The sequence below is a fragment of the Mycobacterium sp. 1423905.2 genome, assembly GCF_001673155.1.
In the GTDB taxonomy this organism is placed as follows: Bacteria; Actinomycetota; Actinomycetes; order Mycobacteriales; family Mycobacteriaceae; genus Mycobacterium.
Genome location: NZ_LZLE01000273.1, coordinates 1 through 2,108 on the forward strand (window position 1 = coordinate 1; position 2,108 = coordinate 2,108).

A 2,108-nucleotide genomic window follows, 5' to 3' on the forward strand; every position below is an offset into this window, starting at 1 on the left:
TCGCTGCGACTGGACGCCAACGACATGCGGGCCATGGGGGTCGAGATCGACGTCGTGGACGCCGATCCGCAGGCCGCGGAGGGCTGCGAATTGGTCCTGGTGCTCGGCGGCGACGGCACCTTCTTGCGCGCGGCCGAGCTGGCCCGCAACGTCGGCATCCCGGTATTGGGCGTCAACCTCGGCCGCATCGGGTTTCTGGCCGAGGCCGAGGCCGAGGCGATCGACCTGGTGCTGCAGCACGTCGTCGCCAAGGACTACCAGGTGGAGAACCGGTTGACCCTGGACGTCGCCGTGCGCCAAGGCGGCAGGACCATCGATCAAGGCTGGGCGCTCAACGAAGCCAGCCTGGAAAAGGGACCCCGGTTGGGCGTGCTCGGCGTCGTAGTCGAGATCGACGGGCGCCCGGTGTCGACGTTCGGCTGCGACGGCGTGTTGGTGTCCACCCCGACGGGATCGACCGCGTATGCGTTCTCCGCGGGCGGCCCGGTGTTGTGGCCCGACCTAGAAGCCATCCTGGTGGTGCCCAACAACGCGCACGCGCTGTTCAGCCGGCCGATGGTGACCAGCCCGGATGCCATCATCGCGGTCGAGATCGAGGCGGGCGGCCACGACGCCCTGGTGTTCTGCGACGGCCGCCGGGAGATGCTGGTTCCGGCCGGTAGTCGCCTGGAAATCACGCGCTGCAACACGCCGGTCAAGTGGGCCCGATTGGACAGCGCGCCGTTCACCGACCGGCTGGTGAAGAAGTTCCGGTTACCGGTGACCGGGTGGCGCGGGCAGTAGTCGCGTGCTGACCGAGATCCGGATTGAATCGCTGGGCGCGATCAGCATCGCCACCGCCGAGTTCGATCGGGGCTTGACCGTGCTCACCGGCGAGACGGGCACCGGCAAGACCATGGTGGTCACCGGGCTGCACCTGCTCGGCGGCGCGCGCGCCGACGCCAGCCGGGTTCGGTCCGGCGCTGAGCGCGCGGTTGTCGAAGGCCGTTTCACCACAACGGATCTGGATGAAGCGGCGGCCGCGCATCTCGGTGAGATCCTGGACGCCTCCGGTGCCGAACGCGACGAGGACGGTAGCGTGATCGCGCTGCGCTCGGTCAACCGGGACGGGCCGTCGCGCGCCTACCTGGGCGGTCGCAGTGTGCCCGCCAAGTCGCTGAGCGGGTTCACCAACGAACTACTCACCCTGCACGGCCAAAACGATCAGCTGCGGCTGATGCGGCCCGAGGAACAGCGTGGCGCGTTGGACCGGTTCGCCGCCGCCGGGGCCGTGCTCGAGCGCTACCGCAAGTTGCGCGACGCGTGGCTCTCGGCCCGTCGTGACCTCATCGACCGTCGTGACCGAGCCCGCGAACTGGCCCAGGAAGCTGACCGGCTCAAATTCGCGCTCAACGAGATCGACACCGTCGACCCGCAGCCGGGTGAAGACGATGCGCTGGTCGCCGAGATCGTGCGTCTTTCGGAATTGGACACGCTTCGGGAGGCGGCGCTGACCGCACGGGCCGCGTTGGGCGGTGACTCCGATGACAGCGAAGGGCCTACTGCGGCAACCGGTTTGGGTCAGGCCAGAGCGGCGCTGCAGGCGACCGACGATGCCACCTTGCAGGCGTTGGCGACCCAGATCGGAGAAGCGTTGACCGTCGTCGTGGATGCCATCGGCGAATTGGGCGCCTACGTCGACGATCTGCCCGCCGATGCCAGCGCCTTGGATACGAAGCTGGCGCGCCAAGCCGAATTGCGCACGCTGACCCGCAAATACGCCGCCGACATCGACGGCGTTCTGCGCTGGGCCAACCAATCGCGCGAGCGGCTGGCTCAGCTCGACGTCTCCGAAGAGGGCCTGGCCGCGCTGGAACGCCATGTCGACGACCTCGGACGCCAATTAGGTTCGGCTGCAATCGAACTCAGCAAGGTTCGGCAGAAGGCAGCCAAACGCCTGGCCAAAGAAGTCACCGCGGAGCTATCCGGACTGGCCATGGGCGATGCCGAGTTCACGATCGGTGTGACCACCGAACCGGCCGAACCCGACGATCCTGCCGCCCTCAAACTGCCCACCGAGGAATTGGTTCGCGCGGGGGCGGATGGCATCGACGCGGTGGAGTTCGGCT

The 2,108-nt window shown here is 68.0% G+C and carries 2 protein-coding genes; both read left to right on the forward strand.

From position 1 onward, the window contains the following. A partial coding sequence (locus A9W95_RS18115) for an NAD kinase (RefSeq protein WP_067415731.1) occupies positions 1–783 on the forward strand: 783 nt, incomplete at its 5' end. A gap of 4 nt (positions 784–787) precedes the next feature. After that, the coding region (gene recN / locus A9W95_RS18120; protein ID WP_067415734.1) for a DNA repair protein RecN at positions 788–2,108 on the forward strand (1,321 nt) is incomplete at its 3' end.